Here is a 26,663-nt window from a genome sequence, read left to right as displayed (position 1 = left end):
AATCGCCCTCGTAAAACACGAGATTACAAAACACCGAATGAGTTATTTAAAGGAGTACCCACTCATTTACTTCGTTCATTACGGTGTTGCGCTTAATATGTGAATCCAAGTGTTAGTTTAATTTGAGGTAGATTGTGAGCATTAATATAGTTATTTTCATTAAACCAAATATATCTGTGTTCAGGTACTTTGGAGAAAAATTATCCATTCTTCGTGAAGTAACTTTACTGGAAGAAGGATGTGATATTTTTGATTTTTATACCTACGAAGATAAATATGTCCTCATAGAGCGTTGGGAGTCTCAGGAAAGCCTTGATCTTCATATGAATAAAGATTACACACTTAGTTTTATTGTGCTAAACGTGATGATGTGGTCATAGCCACAAAAGTTTATGAGAAAATGACTGCTTCTCCTTTGTCGGGAGGATTGTCACGTAAAGAGATATTTACGCAGGTTAATGCCAGTCTAAAAAGACTTCAGACTGATTATATTGACCTTTATATAATTCATCGTTGGGATGATAACACACCGATCGAAGAGACGATGCTTGCCCTGAATGACTTGATTCAGTCAGGCAAGGTTCGGTATATCGGTGCTTCGTCAATGAGAACTTGGCAATTCATCAAAGCACAATTCGTCGCCAGAATGAACGGATGGACTCCGTTCATTAGTATGCAAAATCATTACAATCTCATCAATCGTGAAGAGGAAAGAGAAATGCTTCCTTATTGTGTTTCCGAAGGGATTGGAGTTACGCCATGGAGTCCATTGACCAGAGGTAAACTTGCAAAGAATACTGATACTATGCGTACACAATCTGACAACGTATTGTCATGGCTATATGAATCTGCAAAGCAGAGTGATGAGAAAATAATTTCCGTTCTGAATGAGATCGCAGCTAGTAAAAAATGTAAGCCCACACATGTAGCTTTAGCTTGGCTGTTATCTAAACCATCAATCGTTTCACCAATCGTTGGTGTGACATCAGTAGAGCAGCTTATAGACAATGCTTGTTGTATGAATGTATCTCTTAGTAATGATGAAATTGCTGCACTGGAGGAGTTCTATACTCCGCATATGAGAGCCGAGTTATCCTAAAATAGTTATTGGGGGATTTATGCGAGTCCAAAAACCGATCAATTCAGGATTTAGCGCGTCATCAACAGCCTCGGATGTACTTAAAGGTATTGATATTAAAGGTAAGACAGCTTTTATCACAGGTGGACATTCTGGATTGGGGTATGAGGCTACTAAAGCGCTATCAGAAGCAGGTGCTCATGTGGTGGTGGGGGCAAGGGATATGGGGAGTGCTTCTAATGCTTTAAGTGAACTGACTAATATTACCCTTCTTCCACTTGATCTTTCGGACGTAAATTCTGTCAGGACATTGGCGGCTTATGTCAATGCTAATAGATATGTCTTTGATTATGTGATTTGTAATGCTGGCATCATGGCTTCTCCAGAAAAACGGGTTGGTCTGGGATGGGAATCGCAGTTTGCGACCAATCATATTGGCCATTATGTACTGGTGAATCTCATATGGAACAATATCCGATCTGGAGGGCGCGTAGTATGTGTTTCATCTGCCGGGCATCATAATTCTCCAATTCGATGGGATGATATTCAGTTTACCCGTGGTTATGACAAGTGGGTGGCATATGCACAGTCTAAAACTGCTAATGTGCTTTTTGCATTGCAACTGGATACGTATGGAAAAAACAAGAACATCAGGGCATTTTCTTTGCATCCGGGTAAAATATTTACCCCACTCCAACGGTACCTGTCTTATGAAGAGATGGCAAACAAGGGATGGATGGATAGGGAAGGTAATCCGATTGATCCCACCTTTAAATCTCCGGCACAAGGGGCTGCAACTGGGGTATGGGCTGCAACAAACCCAGCCCTGAATGGACAGGGGGGCCTTTATTGTGAAGATTGTGACATTACCGGACTTGCATCAGATTATGAAGGATCCTTTGTCGGTGTTTGTGAATATGCGATTGATCCGTCGGAAGCCTTAAGACTGTGGAATTTCACAGCTAATCTCACTGGCGTAAATGCATTTCCATCCAAGTAACTAAATCGCATGACGTACAATTTTGGACCGAGCCAACGAAGCGGACGCCAGTTACACTTTTATGCGATGAAGCCCATCTGTATCCGCCAGTATGCAGATGCAGTACAAAAGCAGGCATTAGGCGCGTTTGAACGTATTGCCAAGGAGGGGAGAAAGTATGGATTTTCCCTCCTGGTTATGAGTCAGCGTCCATCTGATGTCAGCAAGACAATCCTGAGTCAGCGCAACAACTTCCTGTCTTAATGCTTCCACTGCCAGATTAATAGCTTCAGCATCAGCTGATTGGTGCCCCATTCCTTCCAAAAATCCCGAGTGGCGCTATCAGGAGTGATTACGGGCTTATCCAGTCGAATTCGTGACGGTAATAACACGGCATCACCCAGCATAAGTGCTTCGCCAGTATCAAGACGTGGTAGGATACTTGTGAACCCGGCCAGAGAATCAAGCATCAGGCGCGTTATCACCCCCTTGATCTGAATCGTTGGTAAGGCATTGCGTAGCCAGACGAGAGACAAACCATGCTGATAGGTCATGCGGCTGAAAATGTGGCGTTAATGAATAAAATAGCGCTTAACCTACTGAAAAATGAGAAGTCGGTTAAAGTGGGCGTGAAGACCAGGATAATTCAAAAATACGATAAGCCCCTGCAACAAAAACACAAGGTCGTGCATTCAAAATGTTGATTGGACTTAAACATAATATTCCCTTTCGATGAATATACCGATGACGTAGTCATGTATTTCAAATGACTTTGAATAACCCAGTGTCTTACGAGTTAGCCCTTTTACTCCCCATCTTTCACCGTTTCAGATTCTTTTGGCTTCTCCGGCAGTGGTCCCGGTCTCATAATCTGGTTAAAACTGTTTTTAATTTCATTAATATCAACTGGGGCTTCACCTTTTGGTTGCACCAGAATAAAAGAGATTTCTTGAGACAACATCTCTTTCAGTTTTTTATTCAAAAGTTGTGGTGTCAGGGAGGATAAAAATGCCTGTCTCAACCGCTGGAATTGTTCGGGAGCGATATCTATGACGTTATTTTGCTGTGACAACAGACGTTGATTAATCAAAATATCGGTATCCGTGCGGGCATACATGGCAAATAACTGCTGGAGCTGGCTCCGCTTCTGAGCATAAAGTTCATCAAATTGTTCTTGTGATAATCCATTTTCACGCAGTGATGACAGTTGAGAAGCCAGATAAAGCGTGGATTCCATCAGCTTGTCCGTAGGAGCATCCAGATTTAATGAACAATTCGCCCGTTGGTATAACACACGGCAATCCAAGCCTAGCTTCATGTCATCCTGTGTTTCTTTAAGCCCCGATTGCAGATAACGGTAAAGCGCTTCACGCGCCAGGTCATTTAACCAGTACTGAACCAGGGTTTGCGAATCGTTAATCGACAGCCAATTCAGGTTCCAAGTTAAAGATAGGCGGTCTTGTTTGGCTTTATCACTCTCTACGCTAATTATTGCCGCTTTCAGCGGCAATAATGTTGGAACAGAAACTGGTGTCTGCCGTTTTCCTTCCAATGACGAAAATGCCCGATTAATCCGCTCTGACAGTAATCGGTTGTCAACATGGCCCGCGATATACAGTGTCATCACATCCGGCGTATACCATTGACGATAAAAATTTTCGACTTTTTTCATATCCACAGGCACTGATACCAGCATCCCCGGATCATGGTCGATAAGCGTTGAGCCTTTCAGCCGCATACGCCACACGGGATCTTGGATATCAGGTGGAAAAGTCGTTACAGTATGTTCATCCCCTTTCATGGCCTGTGCCAGTGTTTCCGGTGTAAACACTGCACTACCAGCAATGTCAGATAACCAGATCAATGCATCTTGTAATAGATCGGCGCGATTATTCGGCAGGCTCAAGCTGTAAAGGGTAAAATCATATGAAACAATGGCAGGTGGAAAAGGGTTTTTAGTATCGATCGCGTTGTGCCACAAATTTTCCAATTTCTGCGATGATAAATCTTTACTGCTGGATAAAACAACTTTCGGAATAAGGTAAGTGTAGCCCCGTTGTAGGTTTTTCTCGGCTAGAGAGCCTGTCTTTACCAATAACCGCAGCTGTATTCTGTCATTGGGCCGCTGTGGTGTTTGCAGAATTTGCCAACTGAATCCATTTTCCAGTTTGCCTTGTTGCCACGCAGGATCAGGCTGCAAGGTTTCAGCCTGTACCAAACAAGTCGTAGCCAGAATCGCACCACCAATAAGATACCCGATTTTGTTGCCCAGCATTCTTACTTACCCCTACCTGTTTAATTTTATCCTGCGAAACTTAAGACAATCAGTTATACCTAGATATTATCATCAAGGATTAGACCGCTATTCATCTTATAAGGTTTCATTTTGATGGCATGTTCTGCTTATTAACCTGACGATTATAGCCTTTTAACAGCAAACCCAATTCATCATCCTGATGGATTTTAGGGCAAAACATAGGCACTGGCGGCTGTTCTTCATTCAGCTCCCGCGCGATATTGCGCAATGGACGGATGATAATGCGATTTACACACCAGCTTATCGACACCGTAAGAATAAGTGCAAGTAATAAATAGGTGGTCAACATGAATGCAAGTGTATTCATAGCAAAACGATACACTCGATTGGAATCAACCTGCAAAATAAGCTGTCCCTGTGGCTTCGCTGCTTTTGGTGAAGCACTATAAATATAGAGGGGAATATTTACCTCAACGGGAATGCCAAAAACCTTCTTTGCCAGTTCAGGTATAGGACGATGGGTGGCAAAATCCAAGCTCATCACCGGAACGTTATCAGGCAATAGCACATCTGCGCGACCCAGAATGCCTGAGGTTTTCAAGCCAAGCAACAGTGTTTTTGCCTTATTGAGATCTGAACTCAGCAATGCTTCTGCTAAAGGGGCTTTGATCTGTGTAGCAGCGTTGTTAAGTTGATTAGTGTAGTCATCTTTATACTGCTGCAATAAGTGGAATAACTGGATGGTGATGAAAATAGCAACAGTAACCAGAGTGACTCCTGTCACTGCGGCCATCTGTTTAATGGTTAACGAACGTTTAACACGCGATTTCATCTTATCCAAACCAATAATAATAAAAATACTGACCAGCACTCCCTCAACAATGTGAGGGAGTATACTTGATTTTACTTGCGGTCGTCTTATTTTGATGAATTCAAAAGAGAAAAATAACCGAGATATAACGGTGCAACGCAATACAGTAAGTGCCTAACGTTTTTACTGTGATGCTTACACGTTATACCCCGGTCAAATATGATTAAGTGAATGAGTTTTAATCCTGCTCCTGCTCAACCGCAAAGCACGCAATCAGTTGTTCACCACATTGCTTTAATTTCGGCTGGAATTGAGTACACGGGCCAAATGCACGGCGACAACGTGCAGCAAAAGCACACCCCGAAGGCGGATTCATCGGGCTTGGCAGCTCTCCCGTCAGCTTAATGCGTTCACGACGCAGTGCTGGATTCAGGCGAGGAGTCGCGGACAATAAAGCTTGTGTATAAGGGTGACGCGGATTGTTGAAAATAATTTCCCTACTGCCTTTTTCAACGCAGCGTCCCAAATACATCACCATCACTTCATCGGCAATATGCTCAACAACCGAAAGATCATGAGATATGAAGACGTAAGACAATCCCAGTTCCTGCTGCAAGTCCATCATCAGGTTCAGAACCTGCGCTCGCACCGAAACATCCAACGCCGAAACTGGCTCATCTGCAATCACTACGTCCGGGTTTAACATCAACCCGCGAGCAATAGCGATACGCTGACGCTGACCGCCAGAAAACATATGCGGATAACGCGAATAATGTTCCGGCTTTAATCCCACTTTCTCCATCATCTGCAAGACTTTTTCCTTGCGTTCGGTCGCAGTCAGTGGGGTATTAATCAACAAAGGCTCTTCTAAAATCTGTCCCACTTTTTTACGGGGATTTAAGGAAGCGTAGGGATTTTGAAATACGATCTGAATTTTCTGGCGACGCAGTTTTTCTGCTTCTTTATTTGGTACTAAGAGATCCTGCCCCAGATAATAAAGCTCTCCATCAGTCGGTTTTTCAATCATGGTCAGTAGACGACCCAATGTGGATTTTCCGCAACCCGATTCGCCGACAACGGCCAGTGTTTTGCCTTTTTCCAGCTCAAATGAAACACCATCCAACGCTTTTACCATACGCTCAGGCGAGAATAAGCCTGTTTTCACCGGATAATATTTCTTCAGTTCAGTGGCTTTTAGTAAAGGAACCGTGGTTTTTAAAGAAACAGCGGCTTTTTCCTGTTCTTGATTTTGTTGAGTGCTCATACTGTTGGCCTCCCCTCATCATCCAGCGGCATGTGACATTTAACCTGACGTCCTCCCACTGATTTCAATGGAGGTTCCTCCTGATGGCAACGCTCATTGGCATAAGGGCAACGAGGATTGAGCAGACACCCTATTGGGCGGTCATATTTTCCGGGAACGACACCGGGTAACGATGCCAAACGGGATTTATCCACCGCAAATTCCGGCAATGCCCGCAATAATGCCTGTGTATAAGGATGACGTGGTGCGCGGAAAATTTCCGTTGCTTTGCCAATTTCTACCACTTGTCCGGCATACATCACAATAATATGGTGGGCAGCTTCAGCCACCAGCGCCAAATCATGGGTGATCAAAAGTAATGCCATGTTTTCCCGCTGCTGCAATTCCAGCAGCAGTTCGATGATTTGCGCCTGAATGGTGACATCCAGAGCCGTTGTCGGTTCGTCGGCAATCAGGAGTTTAGGACGACATGCGATAGCCATTGCGATCATCACGCGCTGACTCATCCCACCCGATAACTGATGCGGGTAAACGTCCAGACGAGAGGCCGGATCAGGAATACCCACTAGTGTCAGTAAGTCGATTGCCCGCTGACGCCGCGTTTTTCGATTTCCACCCTGATGGACTTTCAAGGCTTCCATGATCTGATAACCGACGGTGTAACACGGATTCAAACTGGTCATGGGATCTTGGAAAATCATCGCTACTTCCGAACCAACCAACTGGCGGCGCTCTTTTTCTGAAATTTTGGTCAGGTCACGACCATTGAATTCCATCTTTTCAGCCATGACTTTGCCCGGATAATCAATCAACCCCATAATCGCCAATGAGCTGACTGATTTACCTGAACCGGATTCCCCAACAATGCCGACAACCTCTCCCTGCTCAACATGGTAGCTGATACGGTCAACGGCGCGGAATGGTGCATCTTCATCCCCAAAGTGCACCGATAATTGGTCTACATTCAATAATGCCATTTCACAATACCCCTACTGCTTGAGCTTAGGATCAAGTGCATCACGCAACCCATCACCCATCAGGTTAAACGCCAGTACTGTCAACAAGATAGCCAGCCCCGGAAAGGTCACGACCCACCACGCACTCTGGGCAAATTGCAAAACATCTGCCAGCATGGTTCCCCATTCTGGTGTCGGTGGCTGTGCCCCCATTCCCAGAAAGCCTAAGGCCGCCATATCGAGAATGGCATTCGAAAACCCCAATGACGCCTGCACAATCAACGGTGCAAGGCAGTTTGGCAGGATATTGATGAACATCTGGCGCGTGGCTCCCGCACCAGCCACTTGGGAAGCCATCACATAATCGCGATTAACTTCAACCAATACCGCCGCCCTTGTCAGGCGGATGTAGTGAGGCAAGGCGACGAAAGTCAATGCCAATGATGCATTGACAATCGATGGACCGAAGATCGCCACCAACACCAATGCCAGTAACAGGCTTGGCAAAGCCAACATAATGTCGACGACACGCATGATGATGGCATCCACCACGCCACCAAAATAACCCGCCAGTACTCCCAGAACGACGCCCATTATGAGTGACATCACCACGACCAGACAGCCAACCAACAATGAAAGGCGTGCCCCATACATCAGGCGGGACAAGATATCGCGCCCGACATCATCCGTACCGAGGATAAATTGCCAGCTTCCGCCATCTTGCCATATCGGAGGCGTCAACAAGGCATCGCGGAATTGTTCTGCCGGACCATGCGGAGCCAACACCCCCGCAAATAACGCCACCAGCAGCATCAGGACAATATAGACAAGGCCAATCACTGCGCCTTTGTTACGTTTAAAGTAGTGCCAAAATTCCTGTATCGGCGTCATTAATTTCGGCGCACCCGATACTACTGCCTCAGTTGTTTGAGTCATCATGTGCTCCTTATTTCTTATGGCGAATGCGCGGATTGACGATGCCGTACAGTAAATCAACCACCAGATTGACCAGAATAATCATGGTCGCAACCAGCAATACACCGCCCTGTACTACCGGATAGTCTCGACGTTGCAGGGCATCGATCAGCCAACGCCCCAATCCCGGCCATGAGAAAATAGTTTCTGTCAGAATAGCGCCCGCCAACATGACGCCCACTTGTAGACCAATCACCGTGACAACAGGCAACAAAGCGTTACGCAATGCATGGACGATAATAACACGAATGCGGCTCAACCCTTTTGCGCGGGCAGTACGGATATAATCTTCGCCCAGCACTTCCAGCATGGCAGAACGTGTCATGCGCACAATCACCGCCAACGGGATCGTTCCCAACACAATTGCAGGCAAAATCATATGCATCACTGCATCAGTGAAATCGCCCTTCTCCCCCCAAATCAACGTATCAATCAGCATAAATCCCGTCAGGGGATTGCTGTCATCCAGAAACACGCTATCACTGATTCGGCCAGAAACAGGCGTTAAGTTCCAATGGACGGAAACCAGCATGATCAGCATGATTCCCCACCAGAAAATGGGCATGGAGTAGCCTGTCAATGACAAGCCAATCGATGTGTGATCAAAGATAGAACCGCGTTTGACTGCCGCTAAGACTCCTACCGGAATGCCGACGGATATGGCAAATAACATGGCACAGATGCCCAATTCAAGAGTCGCTTGAAAACGCGGAACAAACTCATCCCACACAGGAATGCGGCTTTTCAACGAGATCCCCAAATCACCATGCAATACGCCATTGATGTAATGAAAATATTGCTCCCAGAGAGGTTTATCCAACCCCATTTCAGTCAGTAATTGGGCATGACGCTCAGCAGAAATACCACGCTCTCCCGCCATAATCAGAACGGGATCGCCGGGGATCATGTGTACAAAAGCGAAAGTCAGTAGCGTAATACCAATAAACGTCGGGATCACTAATCCCAGACGTCGGAGGATAAATTGCAGCATATCCTGAATTCTCTTTTTAAATACCAGATACGGCTCTTCAGGCCATTTGGTGTAATACAAAGGTCGACTTGCCCATCAGAGAAGCGAAACCATCCCCGCAGAAAAATCTGGGGGATGGTTAATCACAACAGCCAAGCAGCAAGAATTATTTGAGATCTACGTTATAAAAGTGATGCTTACTAAAAGGATCGACCACATAACCCTTCACTTCTTTACGGATAGGTTCGTAAACCGTAGAGTGGGCAATGATCAATGCGGGTACTTGTTCATGCATTACAACCTGCGCCTGTTTGTAAAGCTCTGTACGCTTGTTGATGTCAGCCGTTTCACGTGCTGGCTGGATAACGTCCTCAAATGGCTTGTAACACCATTTTGAATAGTTAGAGCCTTTTTCTTTGGCAGCACAACTAAACAAAGTACCAAAGAAGTTATCAGGATCACCATTGTCCCCTGTCCATCCCATCATGACCGTTTTCGGTTCACCATCTTTGGCTCGTTTCAGGTATTCACCCCATTCATAACTGACAATCTTGGCTTTAACACCAATTTTCGCCCAGTCGGCCTGAATGATTTCCGCCATGCGACGGGCATTCGGGTTATACGGGCGCTGTACTGGCATTGCCCACAAATCAGTTTCAAAACCATTCGGGAAACCAGCCTCTTTCAGCAATTCCTTGGCTTTGGCCGGATCATAGGAATAGTCTTTAATGTCGTTGTTATAACCCCATATGGTCGGTGGGATCAGGTTTTTCGCTTTCTGTCCTGCTCCCTGATAAACCGCATCGATGATGGCATCTTTATTAACCGCCATAGCCAGAGCTTGACGAACTTTTTGATTATCCATCGGTGGCTTGGTGACATTAAAGGAGAGATAACCGATATTCAGCCCTGCCTGTTCTTTCAGGACAATGTTTTTATCCTGTTTCATGCGAGCGATATCAGCAGGGTTTGGATATGGCATCACCTGACATTCATTTTTCTGCAATTTCGCATAACGTACAGAAGCATCAGGGGTAATAGAGAATACTAAGCGGTCAATTTTCGCTGGCCCTTCCCAATAATCTTTAAATGCCTTATAGAGAATCCGGGAGTCTTTTTGGTATTGCATTAACTGAAATGGGCCTGTACCAATCGGGTTAAGATCAACTTTCTCCGGTGTTCCAGCCTTCATCATGACATCAGCATATTCTTTGGACAGAATTGAGGCAAAGTCCATCCCGATATCAGCCAAAAAAGGAGCTTCAGGGCGGGATAACACAAAGCGAACGGTATAATCATCCACTTTTTCTACTTTACTGATGATGTTACCCAGATCCATACCAGTAAAGTATTCGTAACTGCCCCCTGAAACTTTATGGTACGGATGATTTTTATCCTTCTGACGCATGAAGGTAAAAATCACGTCATCAGCATTGAAATTACGTGTTGGCTTGAATTCCTTATTGCTGTGCCATTTCACACCCTTGCGCAAGTGGAAAGTATAAGTTTTGCCATCTTCACTTACGTCCCAACGTTCAGCAAGGCTAGGAATAAGCTCTGTTGTACCTAACTTAAAATCCACTAAGCGATTATAGATGGGAACTGAGCTAGCATCATAAGTTGTGCCAGAAGTGAATAGTTGTGGGTTAAAGCCTTCAGGAGAACCTTCAGAGCAGTAAACCAACGTTTTTGCCTGAATACTGGCTGTGACAGCCAATGCAACAAGACCGACACCCAGCGTTAACAAACTGGACGGTTTTTTCTTGGAGATTGTCATTACGTTAACCCCGTTTGTGATGTTTATTTGTATCTTAGCCAGCCCAGGGGTTTCTTCCTAAATGCCACTGTCCCAGCGTGTTTTATTATTTTTCGCTTATCAATTAAACAATTGTTATGCCTGACGTCAACATAATCACACATAACAACCGAAACATAAGAAAAACATAAAAGAAAAAAATTATTAACAAAGATGGTTAAAAAACATGACGAGATGCACATAAAACAGACAAATTCACTGGAAGCTAAACCAATAGAAAGAATTAATCTCTGGTGATTATAATTTTGAATTTGTGACCAATTACTTAAATAATGAGTAATAGAGCTTATGGAAAAGACGGGAACATATAAGATACAAAGATGGTTTACTCAAGAGAAATGATCAAAATATAAACGTATAAAGCAAAATTCATCACATTATTTGTTAAATTAACGGTTTTTACTATTAATTTAATTTATTGACACAAAATTTATAGTGTTACGAAGCTGACCGCGATATGCAGGAAGGCGTGATATACAGGAAAAATTTGAAGGATCTTATTTATAAGACATAAGAAAAAACCCCGCTCTTATGAGCGGGGTTTCAGAATGCTGGTCGGCGAGAGAGGATTCGAACCTCCGACCCACTGGTCCCAAACCAGTTGCGCTACCAAGCTGCGCTACTCGCCGAAAACGAAGCGCATCTTACTGCCAGAGTCACAAACCGTCAATACCTTTTTAAAGATAAGTGTTTATTTGACGATAAACCATCCAAAATGGTGTCGTTGCATATATATATTGCAGGCCACGAAAATATTACTGGCTATGAAAATATTACTGACAATAAAAAGCCTCACCTAAAAAGGTAAGGCTTTGCAAAATTAAGCTAGCTTACACTAAACCAATAAAACAGAAATTACTGGAGCAGTGAAATATCCGCAACACGCAAGAACAGGTCACGCAGTTCGCTTAACAACGTCAAGCGATTGACTCTGACTTGGCTGTCTTCATCCATGACCATCACATTGTCGAAGAACGCATCCACCACTTCACGCAGAGAAGCCAGCTCAACCAGCGCATCCTGATAGTTGCCTTCGGCAAACAGAGGAGCCAGTTTTTCTTTCAGCACGACAAGGTGGGTCGCCAGTTGGATCTCTTCTGCCGCTTTCAATACTGAAGCAAGAACAGTGTCATTTAACTGTTCTTCTGATTTCGCCAGAATGTTGGAAACTCGCTTATTGGCCGCCGCCAGAGAAACCGCTTCATCCAGAGTGCGGAAATGCGTCACGGCTTTCATACGGGCATCAAAGTCTGCGGGTTGGGTCGGACGACGCGCCAGTACCGCCTGAATGGTATCAACACTGTAACCCAGTTCCTGATACCAAGTGCGGAAACGACCGAGCATAAACTCAACCACATCATCCACAACTTTTTCGTTAGTCAGCTTGTCACCATACAGACGCACAGCTTCTTCTGCCAAAGTCTGGAGGTCGAGAGGCAGTTTTTTCTCCACGATAATGCGCAGAACACCCAGTGCCGCACGACGCAACGCAAACGGGTCTTTATCCCCTTTCGGATGCTGGCCGATACCGAAGATCCCCGCCAAAGTATCCATTTTATCGGCAATGGCTACGGCACAGGAAACTCTCGTTGATGGCAGTTCATCACCAGAGAAACGTGGCTGATATTGCTCGTTCAGTGCCAGTGCCACATCCTCAGCTTCGCCATCGTGACGGGCATAGTGCATCCCCATCACGCCCTGCGTATCGGTGAACTCAAATACCATGTTGGTCATCAGGTCACATTTGGACAATAAACCGGCACGAGTCGCATGATTGACATCTGCACCGATTTTTTCCGCAATCCAGCCAGCCAAAGCCTGAATGCGATCCGTTTTGTCACGCAGTGTTCCCAGCTGTTTCTGGAACAGTACGGTTTCCAAACGAGGCAGGTTGTCTTCCAGACGTTGTTTACGGTCAGTTTTGAAGAAGAATTCTGCATCCGCCAGACGTGGGCGCACAACTTTTTCATTACCGGAAATGATTTGCTGAGGATCAGAAGATTCAATATTGGTGACAAAAATAAAGTTTGCCATCAATTTGCCGGCTTTGTCGTAAACCGGAAAATATTTCTGGTCGCCTTTCATGGTGTAAACCAGTGCTTCAGCAGGAACTTCCAAGAATTTTTCTTCGAATTTCGCAGTCAGGACAACCGGCCATTCCACCAGAGAAGTCACTTCTTCCAGCAAGCTGTCACTCAAATCAGCTACACCACCAAGCTGCATTGCAGCCTGTTCTGCATCACGCTTGATCATCGCTTTACGTGCTTCGTAATCTGCGATAACGCGACCACGCTCGTGCAAAATAGCCGGATACTGTTCTGCGTTCTCAATGGTAAATTCCGCCTCACCCATAAAGCGGTGACCACGAATAATGCGATCTGATTTAATCCCCAGAATTTCGCCGTCAATCACTTCACTGCCCAGCAGCATAGTGACCGTATGTACCGGACGGACGAACTGAGTTTCTTTATCCCCCCAACGCATCAGTTTGGGAATTGGTAATTTACCCAGAGAACTGCCCACTATATCCGCCAGCAGTTCTTTGGCTTCACGGCCTTTGACCTGAGCACGGTAGAGCAGCCATTCTCCTTTATCCGTTACCATGCGTTCCGCCTGATCAACGGTGATACCACAACCACGCGCCCAACCTTCGGCCGCTTTGGTTGGTTTACCTTCTGCGTCGAACGCCTGAGCAATCGCAGGGCCACGTTTTTCAACTTCACGATCAGCCTGTGCAGCCGCCAGATTTACTACTTTCAGCGCCAAGCGACGAGGAGCAGCAAACCAGCTAACCTCACCATGACCCAGATTGGCGTTATTCAGTTCTGCCTCAAAATTGGCTGCAAAGGATTCAGCCAGTGAACGCAACGCCTTTGGTGGCAGCTCTTCGGTGCCGATTTCCACAAGGAAAGTCTGTTGAGTCATGACGGCCTCTCAGTCCTTATTACACACGGTCTTGTTAGACATTGTCTTGTTACACATAGGAAAGCCAAGCGCCTCACGAGAGGCATAATAAGCTTCAGCAACCGCTTTGGTCAGGGTGCGAATGCGCAGGATATAACGCTGGCGTTCAGTCACGGAAATCGCTTTGCGGGCATCCAGCAAGTTGAAAGTGTGGCCTGCTTTCAAAATGCGCTCATAGGCTGGCAATGGCAGCGGGGTTTCCAGCGCCAGTAATTCCTGTGCTTCTTTTTCGTATTGCTCAAAGCAGGTAAACAGGAAATCGACATCGGCGTGCTCGAAGTTGTAAGTAGACTGCTCAACTTCATTCTGATGGTAAATGTCGCCATAGGTAGTTTTACCTAACGGGCCATCGCTCCACACCAGATCATAAATGCTGTCCACACCTTGAATATACATAGCCAGACGTTCCAGACCGTAAGTAATCTCACCAGTCACTGGCTTACATTCAAGGCCACCGACTTGCTGGAAGTAAGTAAATTGGGTCACTTCCATACCATTCAGCCAAACTTCCCAGCCCAGTCCCCAGGCCCCCAAAGTTGGGTTTTCCCAGTTATCTTCAACAAAGCGGATATCGTGAACAGTCGGATCAAGCCCTAACGCTTTCAAGGAACCAAGATAGAGCTCCTGAATGTTATCTGGAGATGGCTTAATGATCACCTGAAATTGATAGTAGTGCTGGAGGCGGTTCGGGTTTTCGCCGTAACGGCCGTCAGTCGGACGACGGGAAGGTTGCACATAAGCTGCTGCAATAGGCTCTGGCCCCAAGGCACGCAGACAGGTTATAGGATGAGAGGTTCCTGCGCCGACTTCCATATCCAGTGGTTGGACAATGGTGCAGCCTTGGCGCGCCCAATAATCCTGTAGTGTCAGGATGATTCCCTGAAAGGTTTTGGTATCAAACTTTTGCATGTTGAATCCGCACGCGATACATATGAATTTAAAAGAAAGGGTGAATTTAAACGAAAGGAGCCAGTATACCCTTTGAACGTAAGATATACAGCACTGATCACCCCTCAATTTCGCCACAGTATAAAAAAATCTTATTCGACGCCCTTTACTTGTATATTTATACAGCTATTATTGGTGTGTTTATTAGCCATTACCTGAGGTGAAGTTCGGTTTATGATCAAAGAAATAACTCGCTGTGGTTGGGTGACATCTGACCCTGATTATCTGGCTTATCACGACAACGAATGGGGAACCCCACTGAGAGATAGCCAACAACTTTTCGAACTGATTTGTCTGGAAGGACAACAAGCGGGTTTATCATGGTTAACTATTCTGAGAAAACGGGAAGGCTATAGAAAATGCTTTCATCAATTTGATCCGTCCAAAATAGCCAAAATGGATGAAACGGATATTGAACGCTTGATGAAAGACCCTGCCATCGTACGTCATCGAGCCAAAATCAATGCGATTATTCACAACGCCCACGCTTACCTTAAAATGGCTGAGCAAGGTGAAGATTTCAGCTCTTTTATCTGGCATTTCGTTGATGATTCCCCGCAGATTAACCACTGGCAAAACTTGTCAGAATTTCCTGTCAAAACAGCAAATTCTGATGCACTTTCAAAGGCCCTGAAAAAACGGGGATTTAAATTTATTGGCAGCACCACTTGCTATGCTTTCATGCAAGCAGCAGGTTTGGTAAACGATCACCTCGTAAATTGTTTATGCCGAAAATAAATTGCCTGTATCGGGAAAACGCAGAATACCCATTTTACCCCATTGCACCCTATTAATGAGCGGGGTATGGTGTCTTCTTCTCATACAAAAACAGACGCAAACGCCGCTATGAAATTTTCGCAATTCGGAAACAAATTTACACAAGATTCGGGAATTACCCGTCTGATGACTGATCTCAACCAAGGTCTGAGAACACCTGGCGCGATTATGTTAGGTGGTGGCAATCCTGCACATATCCCGGAAATGGATGAATACTTTCAGCAGATATTGACTGATATGGCGTTAGATGGTCAATTAAGCGAAACCCTATGCAACTATGACGGGCCACAAGGGAAAAACACCTTGATAACGGCATTGGCTCAAGAGTTACAGGAAAAGCTCGGCTGGGAAATCCACCCACAAAACATCGCCCTGACCAATGGCAGCCAAAGTGCCTTTTTCTATCTGTTTAACTTACTGGCTGGTCGCGCTGAAGACGGTTCCATGAAACGTGTTTTGTTTCCTCTGGCTCCAGAATATATTGGCTATTCTGATTCAGGTTTGGATGAAGGATTATTTGTTGCCAATAAACCAAATATTGAATTACTGCCCAACGGTCAATTCAAATATCACGTCGATTTCGATCACCTGAATATTACCGAAGATATCAACCTGATTTGCGTCTCTCGCCCTACCAATCCAACAGGCAACGTTATTACCGATGAAGAATTACTACGCTTGGATGGTCTGGCTCAACAGCATCAAATCCCCTTATTGATAGACAATGCCTACGGTGTGCCATTCCCCGGCATTGTTTTTAGCGAAGCGACCCCGCTGTGGAATCCCAATATTATTCTGTGTATGAGTCTGTCCAAACTGGGTCTGCCGGGTTCCCGCTGTGGAATCATCATCGCCAATGAAAAAATCATTAATGCTGTCAGTAATATGAATGGCATTATCAGCTTATCCCCTGGTGGCGTTGGGCCAGCTATTGCTCTGGAAATGATTAGGCGCAACGACCTGTTTCGTCTGTCACAAAACGTCATTCAACCGTTTTATAAACAGCGGGTCGACAACGTGATTGAAATCATTCGTCGCCATATATCGGAAGATCGCTGTCTTATCCACAAACCAGAAGGCGCTATATTCCTCTGGCTCTGGTTCAAGAACTTACCAATCACGACGGAAGTGCTTTATCAGCGGTTGAAAAAACGGAAAGTGCTGATGGTGCCAGGGCATTTCTTCTTCCCGGGGCTGGAGCATGATTGGCCGCATGCCCATCAATGTATGCGAATGAACTATGTCCCTGATATTGAAAAGATCGAAGAAGGTATTTGTATTTTATCTGAAGAGATTGAGATAGCACATAGAGAAGCAGGACGCTGATCTACAGCGCAAACAGTTTTGAATTAAGACCGTTCTCCGTTAAGACGATTTTCAATAAAATTGTCACCAATAAAATAAAAAAAAGCTCCCTCATTTAGGGGGGAGGGAGCAAGATGATAACGAGGACTTTTACCTGAGAACAGGACAGTAGTTATTAGAATCCAAAAAGAATTCTTCACACACAATAGGAAAGGAAAACAATCCTTGTTTTTACACCTTCCCTGAACTGCGTCTATTTAACCAGAAAAATTACATTGTAATGGTTTGAATAAGCAGGATTTTTTTACTTTAAATTACCTCTACTATCTCAAATTAAGACCAAACCAAGGCAATTACTCCGGATTCTGTGATCTAAAACACATTTAATGAATCAGACGAAGATACTTAAGTAGTTAGCATTGATCTCAATCATAAAGTCCAGAAAATAACAGCCAAAATTTTGGAGGCATAATCCTCAAAAACATCGCCAATGGATAAACGGTTGCATATGACAACGCCGTTACACACATGCTTTATACATTTTTATATAACGAATTTTATTCAGGATAGGTTTTTATTTCTTGATCGGAAGCGCCAGATTAATATCCAACAAAAAACCATCTGTAAAACCAATCAATATTATCCTTAATAATTTATTTTTATTATTAATGAATGTAGTAAGACAACTGAACTATCTATTTTTCTCCTGCTGTATGTTCTTTATATTCTTTCTCCTCTACATGTTCTCCCACCGCAAAAAGAAAGCTCAAAAAAGTAAACTAAAAAGAAATTTTAACTCCACATCACAAAGAATGATTAAATTTAACGATAAGTGCTATAGCAAACTGAATATTACCTGACTATAGTAAACAGTATTAAGGATAAACAGTATTTAAGGGTAAACAGTATTAAAGCGTTATACTCGTCATGCTTTGGAAAAGTGGCGTTAAATAGCGAATAAAGTATCTGGACATTGGCAAATTAACTCATTGAGAACATGGAAACGATGAAAAATTGTAAAGTGTTTCTATTACTATGTACCACATTAGGCTCGTTACTTGTTACAGGCTGCTCTAGCATCATGACACACAGTGGCCCCTATCAAGGTTATTATTCTGGAGCAAAAGCCAATATTGGTATGCTGAAAGATGACAAAACGGGGTGGTTTATGAAGCCTTTACTTGCAGTCGACCTCCCTCTTTCTACTTTCCTGGACACACTTCTGCTTCCTTACGATTATTCCCGTTCCGATCAAGACAGCTCAGAGCAATCTCCCAAATATCGCATAAAGCAGCTAGATAAAAATCCAATCGTCATACAACCTACAACAGAAAATATAGACTATGATGCACTGTTTCATTCATCTTCACCGTAAGCTCTAATCATCCTTATCGGGCATCGTCATCAAACCTCGATGCCCATTTCTGCCATTCTCTTTCAGTTAATTCCTGTTCAAGCAAGCCCTGTTTCAACTACGAAAATTTGTCGGTAACCATCAATATCACGCATAAAAGCAACATAACGATCATCAGGGGATACCACTATTGCATCAGCAGAAGGGGCATCATCACTACGCTCAGTTAAACGCTGCATTTTTCCAGTCTGACTATCACAGAGCACAACGCTATTGTCACAGACACAGGCAATAAACTGCCCACGGCTATCCCAGCTGAATGCAGATTGTATGCTGTACCTGCTATCAGTTACCTGCATTGGTTCACCACCATTTGGTGAGATATGCCATAGCTGGACAATCCCCTCTTCATCTTTCATCAGAAAACAGATTTTACTGCCATCTGGTGATGCTCTTAGCCAATGACGTGGAACATTGACCACGCCCGGCCAGCGTCTATCATGCGTAAAAGTCAAACGTTTCTGTTTCACTCCCGCAGGCGGCGCTGGTAGTGTTGTTTCTGTACCAGCCAAAGACTGATTACCCGCAATGGCGTAATCATCATCGTTTTCAGGTAGGTCAACGAGATAAATTTCCGGTATTTTTTCGCCATCGCCAGCACATGTATCGCCAATAAAAGCCAGCGCCCAACGCTGCCATTGACCATTAACTTTGCGATATCCCCGCTGCCCAATCCATCCTTCTTCATAGGCCCGATTAATATCATCACTTCCGGGACGAGGATGCGCAGTCGTCTGGCTGACAACAACCGAAAAATAGCTACCGTCATATTCCCTCGGATGTTTCTTTACTGACATCACAGCTCGCAGCGGGACAGCCACCGCAACATTACGTAAATCTAGCGCAGGATCTAACTGATGCATCACATGGTCATTGTAAGTAAAACTTAGACGGCTGCCATCAGGGCTGAAAACATGGACATGTGTTCCTCCCCGCAAAGCACCAGCGGTATAAGGTGGAGTAATATCCATTGCATCAATGTTAATTGCCACGTTGGGCTGATTATCAATAACGATAACACCACGGCGATGGTGAAAATCATACTGCCACTGTACATCTGGGTTTTCTGGACCATGAATAAAGGCATAACAAGTCGGCTCCTGCTGACTCACAGTCACAACACCGACATGGGCACCTTCTTTTGCCTGATAGATAACTTTAGTTTGTCCATGACCAACATGAATTTTTTCTATCGTTAAACCTGTAAAAGATGCACCATGGGGACGAACATCATATACCAACCATTGGCTGTCAGGTGTCCAAATATTTATATTAGTTATCTGATGGCTACGGCTATCGAATGTAATCTGACGTTCTTTAAAAGCCATTTTATTACCTTATATTGCGAGGTTTCGGATAATAAAAACTAATTTTATTCAAATTTAACTAAAAAATTTCAGTCGAGACGTTATTATTTCAACAGTACTCTTACTTCTACGTTATATTCCATTTGATTAAATTTATGTTACTCAGTGTCCTCTATATCATTGGTATTACAGCTGAAGCCATGACCGGCGCTTTAGCTGCAGGTCGCCGAAAAATGGATGTATTCGGTGTTATCATTATTGCTTCCGTGACAGCCATCGGTGGTGGCACTGTCCGTGACATTATTTTGGGGCACTATCCCCTCGGCTGGGTAAAAAATCCAGAATATATCGTGACCGTTGCCTGTGCCGCCGTACTGACTATCTGGATTGCCCCCATGATGAAACATCTGCGCCGCTTATTTCTCATTCTTGATGCAATTGGATTGATTGTCTTTTCCATCCTTGGCGTACAAATCGCTATGGAGATGCATTACAGCCCGATTATCGCAGTCATTGCAGCCGTAATCACCGGCGTCTTTGGCGGTGTACTGCGTGATATGTTTTGCAATACTATTCCCTTGGTATTCCAAAAAGAGATTTATGCCGGTGTCTCTTTTGCATCAGCTTGGCTCTATATCTCCTTACTACATACACCATTACCCTCAAACATCGTGATCTTGATTACACTCATTGCAGGTCTGACCGCACGATTGATAGCTATTCGTTATCGTCTTGGGTTACCCATCTTCCACTACGATGGCACAGACCACTAAGACTATCATGAACATTTGGGGCAGATTTTTTGCCCCTATTTACCGATAGCACCATTCACTTTACTGATTGCATTATTCACTTTACTGATCGCATTATTCACTGAGCTTTACCCATATCTATTGAGACCATATCTTCCTTCACTATATCTTTCCCTGCCATACTTTTCTCTTCAATCCCTTGCTCTCCTTTAATACCCCGCAAAGACAAAATCTGAATTACCGCCTTAATCTCAGGATGCTGTAAAAAGGCCAAGATTTTTTCGCTTTGTTTCACTGTTAATGAGTGTTTCGCCTTCGTATCTGATAATCTTGTTTCCCACTGCCATCCTGTTTTATCTGTAAGGTGCTTGGCATGGGGCAAACCAATGGCTTCACGCCATAGTGAAAGTGGCCGTAATTTTGCCTGCTGAAATTGGGAGAAAATTAACTCTGCGCGTTTAGTTCCAATATTAGCCACTGCCTCAAGCGGTCCCTTATCCAAATCCAACCAATCCGTTAAATTTGCTACCAACCCGTGTCTTACCAAAGCTGACCAGGTTCCTTGTCCAACTCCTCTCATTTTCAATTTTTCCCCTAACCATGTCAGGCGAGCAATAAACTGCTGTTGGCAACGATAATTATTGCCCTCATTTTCATGGTCGAGTGTCAAGCAACTAAGAAAATGATAATCCTGCTCATTGGGTGGTTGAATCTCAGAGCGTTCCAGCATACGCCATACCACTTTGTCGAGTTTGGGTATACCATGTCCTGCCAATGCCACCGTGATTTTATCTCCGGGGTAAACATCCCACTGTTTCCAGCGTTTGATGGAACCGATGTTGACTCGACTCACCTGTCGATCATCTACCTTTACTTTCTCCAACTCTAATACAACGGATATTTTCCCTGTCCGGCCTATCGTGAAATTAACGTCTCTTACGGTTGTAATTTGCTGCCGTAGTGGATATTTCCATGCAATCGCCCAACTGTTTGATCCGGTTCGCCATTGTCGGCCTGTCGGTTCAATCTCCTGTCGTAAGACAACGCCATCCGTAGCAAAAGGGAGAGGTTGAGCAAAATAATCTCTCCATCTTTTTTCAGCATCTTCTGTAGTGGCAATGAGGTGGCTATATTGTTGTGTGATGGGAAAGCCCATTACAGCCAATCTCTCCAGTTTTACAGCCATTTCATTTGGCCCATCCGGCCAGCCCCAGATAAAAATGCCAACTTGTTTAAGTTCCGGTGCCGGGGTTTTACGAGTCATTAAGCCTGCAACTTTACTGCGCACTCCCTGGCCTCCCGAAACGGACTGTCGATGACGCACCTGCTGCCAGAAAAGCTCACCCTGCAATACCAAACGTTCAGGGGCATTTTCAATCCGCTTAGGAATGCTGGGAATAAATGCGCTTTTATCCATCCAGTTTATGCCTTCAATACCATCACCACGGCTGATTAACCGCACTAATTGACCTTTTTCATAGACTAAAGTAACCGCCACACCATCAATTTTAGGTTGCAGCCAAACCCCGGTTCGCCCCTGCAACCACTGGTGAACTTCCTGCACCGACTTCAATTTATTCAACCCCGTGTGCTGGACAGGATGACGTTGTTTCTCTTCCTGTAACTCTTCCTGTAACACCGCAATCGCAGGCATATCAGCAATAGCGCTAACAGAGATAAAAGTGCTGTCTGACTCGTGATTTAAACAACTTTTCCAAAGTCTCAAGGTTTCCAATAATTGATCATAGATTTCATCATCTATTTCACTAATACCCTGCTGATGATAAAGACGATCCCACTTAGCTACCTGCTGTATCAGATAGCTGATTTCATGCTGAAATTTTTCTTGTGACCATTCAGGGCAATTGCATTCAGGACAATTGATTGTGTTTGCAAATGCCATTGGCATGCCAAATAGCAGCATCCATACTGTTATCAAAAAACTGATGTGAAAATTAAGCATCCCTGCTCCGTAGGTTCCTAAAACACGGACAAAGAATAAAAAGCAGAAGAATTTTTGCCAAGATGGAAAAGATAAGTTTGCGGAGCGTTTCGAAAAATAAATGTGCAATTTCTGCAACCGACTATTTTTTCTGAAATTGTTTCGCAGAATGTTCCATTAATGTCAGTTTGTTAAGAAAAAATTTTGTTGAAATGTCTGTTGGCATGTATTGTAACGCTGCATGGATTAACGTATCCGTGTATACTATATGGGATTTTATATTCGTGGGATTTTATATTCCCGCGTTTGCATCTATTTATACCCAATCAGTCAAGAAATCATCATGAACCAAGGAACGTTATATATTGTTTCTGCACCGAGTGGAGCAGGCAAATCAAGCCTTATTCAGGCTTTATTAAAAACTCAGCCTTTGTATGACACTCAGGTTTCTGTTTCACATACAACGCGTCAGGCTCGTCCAGGCGAAAATCATAGTGAACATTATTTTTTCGTCACTGTGGATGAATTTCAAAATATGATCAGCCATGATGAATTTTTGGAATATGCCTGTGTTTTTGGTAACTATTACGGCACATCCCGAAAAGTCATTGAAGATACACTCGCCAGTGGCGTTGATGTTTTTCTTGATATCGATTGGCAAGGTGCACAACAAGTCCGTCAGAAAATGCCGGCAGCCCGCAGTATTTTCATCCTCCCTCCCTCCAAGGAAGAGTTGCTCCGCCGCCTGCGTGGGCGTGGTCAGGACAGCGAAGAGATCATTGCCAAACGAATGGCTCAGGCTGTCGCGGAGATGGAGCATTACAACGAATATGATTACGTCATCATCAATGATGATTTCAATACGGCACTGGCCGATTTACAATCTATTATTCGTTCAGAGCGTCTACGATTAGATCGTCAGACTCAGCGGCATGATGCCTTAATCAGCAAATTATTGGCAGACTGAACCAAGTTTCAGTATTATGCCCAGTCATTTATTTATCTGTGGAGTAGCACACATATGGCACGCGTAACTGTTCAAGACGCAGTAGAAAAAATTGGTAACCGTTTTGACCTAGTGTTGGTCGCTGCTCGCCGAGCGCGCCAATTGCAAGTAGGCAGCAAAGATCCCCTCGTTCCGGAAGAAAACGATAAAACAACTGTTATCGCTCTGCGTGAAATCGAGCAAGGCCTCATCAACAATAAAATTCTTGATGTTCGTGAGCGCCAGGAACAGCAAGAGCAAGACGCAGCAGAAATCAAAGCCGTTTCTGCCATTGCTGAAGGTCGTCGTTAATTTTACGGTAGGTCTGCCTTGTACCTGTTTGAAAGCCTGAATCAGCTAGTTCTGAAATATTTGCCTGAAGATCAAATCGATCTACTTAAACAGGCCTATGTGGTTGCGCGGGATGCCCACGAAGGGCAAACCCGTTCCAGCGGTGAGCCATACATTACTCACCCCGTCGCCGTTTCTTGTATTCTGGCTGAAATGCGCCTTGACCATGAAACACTCATGGCAGCACTTCTTCACGATGTCATTGAAGACACTCCTGCGACATTTCAGGATATAGAAAAATTATTTGGCACGACTGTGGCCGGATTGGTGGAAGGGGTATCCAAGCTGGATAAGCTGAACTTCCGCGACAAGAAAGAAGCACAAGCTGAAAACTTCCGCAAAATGATCATGGCGATGGTACAAGATATTCGCGTCATTTTGATTAAACTGGCAGACCGTACACATAATATGCGAACCCTTGGCTCCCTGCGCCCCGATAAACGGCGGCGCATTGCCAGGGAAACGCTGGAAATTTATAGTCCACTGGCCCACCGTCTGGGTATTCATCACCTAAAAACGGAGCTGGAGGAACTTGGGTTTGAAGCCCTGTATCCAAACCGTTACCGCGTGATTAAAGAGGTTGTGAAAGCCGCTCGTGGTAATCGCAAAGAGATGATCCAGAAAATTCTGTCAGAGATTGAAGGCAGATTAACGGATGCTGGCATTGAATGTACTGTCAGCGGCCGCGAAAAACATCTCTACTCGATCTATCGTAAGATGCACCTGAAAGAACAGCGTTTCCATTCCATCATGGATATTTACGCCTTTCGTGTCATCGTCAATAATCTTGACACCTGCTACCGCGTACTGGGGCAAATGCACAGTTTGTACAAGCCACGCCCCGGTAGAGTGAAAGATTATATTGCCATCCCAAAAGCCAACGGCTACCAATCCCTGCATACTTCCCTTATAGGCCCACATGGAGTACCCGTCGAAGTCCAGATCCGTACTGAAGACATGGATCAAATGGCGGAAATGGGGGTTGCCGCACACTGGGCCTATAAAGAACAGGGGGAATCCGGTACAACTGCACAGGTTCGTGCCCAGCGCTGGATGCAGAGCTTGCTGGAACTCCAGCAAAGCGCCGGCAGCTCTTTTGAATTTATTGAGAGTGTTAAATCTGATTTGTTTCCGGATGAGATTTACGTTTTTACCCCTGAAGGACGAATTGTTGAGTTACCGGCTGGCGCAACCCCTGTCGATTTTGCCTATGCTGTCCATACGGATATCGGCCACGCCTGTGTCGGCTCACGCGTTGATCGTCTGCCCTATCCTCTCTCACAAACTCTCAGCAGTGGGCAAACTGTCGAAATTATCACTGCACCAGGCGCTCGCCCTAACGCTGCATGGCTGAACTTTGTCGTTAGTTCTAAAGCACGGGCCAAAATTCGCCAGTTACTGAAAAATCTAAAACGGGATGATTCGGTTGGTTTGGGACGTCGTCTGCTTAATCATGCGCTTGGTAACGGCACGAAAGTCATCGATATACCGCAAGAAAATATCAGCAAAGAGCTGGCAAGAATGAAGCTCGCCACTTTGGATGATTTGCTGGCGGAAATCGGATTGGGGAATGCGATGAGCGTGGTTGTTGCCCGCAATTTATTACTGGGTTCCGCAGATAAAACGCCAAACAACAACGGCAATACGGCCCGTAAACTGCCCATCAAGGGCGCTGATGGCATTTTGATTACCTTTGCCAAGTGCTGTCGCCCAATTCCAGGCGATCCGATTATTGCCCATATCAGTCCGGGAAAAGGCCTGGTAATCCACCACGAGTCCTGTCGTAATATCCGTGGATATCAGAAAGAACCGGAAAAATTCATGCCTGTTGAGTGGGATAAAGATATCAACAGCGATTTTATTGCTGAAATCAAAGTCGATATGTTTAACCATCAGGGTGCACTGGCAAATCTGACTGCTGCCATTAACGACGCGAACTCCAACATTCAAAGCATGAATACAGAAGAAAAAGATGGCCGCGTTTATTGTGCTTTCATCAGGCTGACGACCAAAGACCGTATCCAACTGGCAAATATCATGCGTAAGATACGTGTAATGCCTGACGTGATGCGAGTCAGCCGTAACCGAAACTAGAGGTTATGAATCCTAAACGTTACGCACGTATTTGCCAGATGATGGCAATGCGTCAACCTGATTTGACGATTTGTTTAGAAGAAGTCCACAAACCGCATAACGTATCCGCTGTTATTCGTACTGCGGATGCTGTTGGTATCCACCAAATCCATGCTATCTGGCCTACCGAGCAACTAAGAACTCAGCTCTCTTCTGCAGCGGGCAGTAATAGCTGGGTTCAGGTGGAAACACACTTCACGATTGAACAGGCTATTCAGCAACTTAAATCTGATGGTATGCAAATACTGGCAACTCATCTTTCAGATAAGGCCGTCGACTTCCGTCAAATTGATTACACTAAACCTACCTGTATTATTATGGGGCAGGAAAAAAAAGGTATCTCAAAACACGCCATCGCTTTAGCAGATCATGACATCATTATCCCGATGGCAGGTATGGTGCAATCACTGAATGTCTCTGTCGCGTCAGCCTTGATCCTGTATGAAGCACAACGACAGCGCCAATTGGCAGGCATGTATCAGCGGGAGAAAAGCACTCTGCCGGAAGAGGAGCAGCAAAAGCTGCTTTTCGAAGGGGGATATCCCGTGTTGGCTGCCGTTTCTCGTCGTAAAGGCTTGGAACGACCTCTGATAGATAAACAAGGGCAAATCATCGCAAATAAGTCATGGTGGTCAGCTATGCAAGCAACAACTGCACCATCAACAAGGAAATAAATTAC

General features: G+C 44.7%; 24 protein-coding genes, 1 tRNA gene and 1 pseudogene. 12 read left to right on the top strand and 14 right to left on the bottom strand.

What is annotated here, in order from left to right; translation table 11 throughout:
• Positions 1–134: 134 nt before the first annotated feature.
• The 4 genes from PSI23_RS15035 to PSI23_RS15020 all read left to right on the top strand — a co-directional run bounded on the left by PSI23_RS15035 (position 135) and on the right by PSI23_RS15020 (position 2,321).
• Entirely contained in the window at positions 135–380 is a 246-nt protein-coding gene (locus tag PSI23_RS15035; RefSeq protein ID WP_273555845.1) for a putative quinol monooxygenase, read from the top strand.
• A gap of 20 nt (positions 381–400) precedes the next feature.
• Entirely contained in the window at positions 401–1,099 is a 699-nt protein-coding gene (locus PSI23_RS15030; RefSeq protein ID WP_273555844.1) for an aldo/keto reductase, read from the top strand.
• Positions 1,100–1,118: 19 nt separating this feature from the next.
• Positions 1,119–2,078: an oxidoreductase gene (locus tag PSI23_RS15025; protein WP_273555843.1), complete on the top strand. Its 960-nt coding sequence runs from the start codon at positions 1,119–1,121 to the stop codon at positions 2,076–2,078.
• 66 nt (positions 2,079–2,144) lie between these two features.
• On the top strand, positions 2,145–2,321 hold the full coding sequence (locus PSI23_RS15020; protein ID WP_273555842.1) for a hypothetical protein: 177 nt from the start codon (positions 2,145–2,147) through the stop codon (positions 2,319–2,321).
• Here the strand turns inward: PSI23_RS15020 and PSI23_RS15015 are convergent.
• From PSI23_RS15015 to glyQ, 12 genes and pseudogenes are all read right to left on the bottom strand, one after another.
• A complete protein-coding gene (locus PSI23_RS15015) occupies positions 2,318–2,593 on the bottom strand; it encodes a hypothetical protein (RefSeq protein ID WP_273555841.1) in 276 nt (91 codons plus the stop codon). The two genes, PSI23_RS15020 and PSI23_RS15015, sit on opposite strands and share 4 nt — an antisense overlap.
• A gap of 174 nt (positions 2,594–2,767) precedes the next feature.
• Positions 2,768–2,866, bottom strand: a pseudogene (locus PSI23_RS15010) (IS1 family transposase); the annotation flags it as partial.
• Positions 2,863–4,332: an insulinase family protein gene (locus tag PSI23_RS15005; RefSeq protein WP_273555840.1), complete on the bottom strand. Its 1,470-nt coding sequence runs from the start codon at positions 4,330–4,332 to the stop codon at positions 2,863–2,865. The gene PSI23_RS15005 and the pseudogene PSI23_RS15010, both read right to left, overlap by 4 nt.
• Before the next feature lie 106 nt (positions 4,333–4,438).
• Entirely contained in the window at positions 4,439–5,146 is a 708-nt protein-coding gene (locus PSI23_RS15000) for a HAMP domain-containing protein (RefSeq protein ID WP_273555839.1), read from the bottom strand.
• Between the two features lie 217 nt (positions 5,147–5,363).
• The gene (dppF, locus tag PSI23_RS14995) at positions 5,364–6,389 is read right to left on the bottom strand and encodes a dipeptide ABC transporter ATP-binding subunit DppF (RefSeq protein ID WP_273555838.1); all 1,026 of its coding nucleotides are present in this window, start codon (positions 6,387–6,389) and stop codon (positions 5,364–5,366) included.
• Complete coding sequence (gene dppD, locus PSI23_RS14990) at positions 6,386–7,366, bottom strand: dipeptide ABC transporter ATP-binding protein (protein WP_273555837.1); 981 nt, start codon at positions 7,364–7,366, stop codon at positions 6,386–6,388. The genes dppF and dppD overlap by 4 nt, the downstream gene beginning before the upstream one ends.
• A gap of 12 nt (positions 7,367–7,378) precedes the next feature.
• A complete protein-coding gene (gene dppC, locus PSI23_RS14985) occupies positions 7,379–8,281 on the bottom strand; it encodes a dipeptide ABC transporter permease DppC (protein WP_273555847.1) in 903 nt (300 codons plus the stop codon).
• 10 nt (positions 8,282–8,291) lie between these two features.
• A complete protein-coding gene (gene dppB / locus PSI23_RS14980) occupies positions 8,292–9,311 on the bottom strand; it encodes a dipeptide ABC transporter permease DppB (RefSeq protein ID WP_273555836.1) in 1,020 nt (339 codons plus the stop codon).
• A 145-nt stretch (positions 9,312–9,456) separates the two neighbouring features.
• The gene (dppA, locus tag PSI23_RS14975; RefSeq protein ID WP_273555835.1) at positions 9,457–11,067 is read right to left on the bottom strand and encodes a dipeptide ABC transporter periplasmic-binding protein DppA; all 1,611 of its coding nucleotides are present in this window, start codon (positions 11,065–11,067) and stop codon (positions 9,457–9,459) included.
• 591 nt (positions 11,068–11,658) lie between these two features.
• Positions 11,659–11,735, bottom strand: a tRNA-Pro gene (locus PSI23_RS14970).
• A gap of 226 nt (positions 11,736–11,961) precedes the next feature.
• A complete protein-coding gene (gene glyS, locus PSI23_RS14965) occupies positions 11,962–14,031 on the bottom strand; it encodes a glycine--tRNA ligase subunit beta (RefSeq protein ID WP_273555834.1) in 2,070 nt (689 codons plus the stop codon).
• 9 nt (positions 14,032–14,040) lie between these two features.
• The gene (gene glyQ / locus PSI23_RS14960; RefSeq protein WP_273555833.1) at positions 14,041–14,979 is read right to left on the bottom strand and encodes a glycine--tRNA ligase subunit alpha; all 939 of its coding nucleotides are present in this window, start codon (positions 14,977–14,979) and stop codon (positions 14,041–14,043) included.
• 213 nt (positions 14,980–15,192) lie between these two features.
• On the opposite strand from glyQ, the gene PSI23_RS14955 reads away from it, so the two are divergent.
• The 3 genes from PSI23_RS14955 (at position 15,193) to PSI23_RS14945 (ending at position 18,475) form a co-directional block, all read left to right on the top strand.
• Positions 15,193–15,756: a DNA-3-methyladenine glycosylase I gene (locus PSI23_RS14955; protein WP_273555832.1), complete on the top strand. Its 564-nt coding sequence runs from the start codon at positions 15,193–15,195 to the stop codon at positions 15,754–15,756.
• 108 nt (positions 15,757–15,864) lie between these two features.
• Positions 15,865–17,121 carry a valine--pyruvate transaminase gene (locus PSI23_RS14950; RefSeq protein ID WP_273555831.1) on the top strand — a complete coding sequence of 419 codons (1,257 nt, stop codon included), beginning with the start codon at positions 15,865–15,867 and terminating at the stop codon, positions 17,119–17,121.
• 985 nt (positions 17,122–18,106) lie between these two features.
• Positions 18,107–18,475, top strand: a complete 369-nt coding sequence (locus PSI23_RS14945; protein WP_273555846.1) for a YceK/YidQ family lipoprotein — start codon at positions 18,107–18,109, stop codon at positions 18,473–18,475.
• A 77-nt stretch (positions 18,476–18,552) separates the two neighbouring features.
• On the opposite strand, the gene PSI23_RS14940 is transcribed toward PSI23_RS14945, so the two are convergent.
• The gene (locus PSI23_RS14940; RefSeq protein ID WP_273555830.1) at positions 18,553–19,842 is read right to left on the bottom strand and encodes a YidR family protein; all 1,290 of its coding nucleotides are present in this window, start codon (positions 19,840–19,842) and stop codon (positions 18,553–18,555) included.
• Between the two features lie 134 nt (positions 19,843–19,976).
• Between PSI23_RS14940 and PSI23_RS14935 the strand changes: the two genes are divergently transcribed.
• A complete protein-coding gene (locus tag PSI23_RS14935) occupies positions 19,977–20,594 on the top strand; it encodes a trimeric intracellular cation channel family protein (RefSeq protein WP_273555829.1) in 618 nt (205 codons plus the stop codon).
• A 97-nt stretch (positions 20,595–20,691) separates the two neighbouring features.
• Here PSI23_RS14935 and ligB read toward each other — a convergent pair whose 3' ends face one another.
• Complete coding sequence (ligB, locus tag PSI23_RS14930) at positions 20,692–22,536, bottom strand: NAD-dependent DNA ligase LigB (protein ID WP_273555828.1); 1,845 nt, start codon at positions 22,534–22,536, stop codon at positions 20,692–20,694.
• A gap of 322 nt (positions 22,537–22,858) precedes the next feature.
• Here ligB and gmk point away from each other — a divergent pair, with 322 nt between their 5' ends.
• From gmk to trmH, 4 genes are read left to right on the top strand one after another with little or no spacing between them, the layout of a single operon-like run.
• Positions 22,859–23,482, top strand: a complete 624-nt coding sequence (gmk, locus tag PSI23_RS14925; protein WP_273555827.1) for a guanylate kinase — start codon at positions 22,859–22,861, stop codon at positions 23,480–23,482.
• Between the two features lie 54 nt (positions 23,483–23,536).
• Positions 23,537–23,812, top strand: coding sequence for a DNA-directed RNA polymerase subunit omega (rpoZ, locus tag PSI23_RS14920; protein ID WP_092520213.1), 276 nt, complete (start codon positions 23,537–23,539; stop codon positions 23,810–23,812).
• Between the two features lie 18 nt (positions 23,813–23,830).
• Positions 23,831–25,945 carry a bifunctional GTP diphosphokinase/guanosine-3',5'-bis pyrophosphate 3'-pyrophosphohydrolase gene (spoT, locus tag PSI23_RS14915; protein ID WP_273555826.1) on the top strand — a complete coding sequence of 705 codons (2,115 nt, stop codon included), beginning with the start codon at positions 23,831–23,833 and terminating at the stop codon, positions 25,943–25,945.
• Between the two features lie 5 nt (positions 25,946–25,950).
• Positions 25,951–26,658, top strand: a complete 708-nt coding sequence (gene trmH / locus PSI23_RS14910) for a tRNA (guanosine(18)-2'-O)-methyltransferase TrmH (protein ID WP_273555825.1) — start codon at positions 25,951–25,953, stop codon at positions 26,656–26,658.
• Positions 26,659–26,663 lie beyond the last annotated feature (5 nt).

Source organism: Xenorhabdus yunnanensis, assembly GCF_028598805.1.
GTDB classification, from domain to species: domain Bacteria; phylum Pseudomonadota; class Gammaproteobacteria; order Enterobacterales; family Enterobacteriaceae; genus Xenorhabdus; species Xenorhabdus yunnanensis.
The sequence above is the reverse complement of the archived record's forward strand: the minus strand, read 5'-3'. Positions and strand labels throughout refer to the sequence as shown.